Here is a 270-nt window from a genome sequence, read left to right as displayed (position 1 = left end):
GCATTTTCTCGGGCGAATGCGCTTGACGGCCCGCGCCCCTTGGCCTATTCCGCCCACATCGCGCGGTTGTAGCTCAGTTGGTTAGAGTACCGGCCTGTCACGCCGGGGGTCGCGGGTTCGAGCCCCGTCAACCGCGCCACTTTATCCCCTTCGTTATAGTAGACATACACTGCGGCCAAAGCGGTCGCACGGATGGCGCGCGCCGTAGGTTCGCATCGCCCAAGGCGGCATATTGGCGACCGCTTTGGCCGCAGTGTATGTCTACTATAA

General features: G+C 61.9%; 1 tRNA gene. It reads left to right on the top strand.

The features are described from left to right. Positions 1–62 precede the first annotated feature (62 nt). Positions 63–139: transfer RNA gene (locus A3722_RS17375), tRNA-Asp, on the top strand. Positions 140–270 lie beyond the last annotated feature (131 nt).

Origin of the sequence: Sulfitobacter sp. HI0027, assembly GCF_001634775.1 — a bacterium.
Classification (GTDB): Bacteria; Pseudomonadota; Alphaproteobacteria; order Rhodobacterales; family Rhodobacteraceae; genus Sulfitobacter.
The sequence above is the reverse complement of the archived record's forward strand: the minus strand, read 5'-3'. Positions and strand labels throughout refer to the sequence as shown.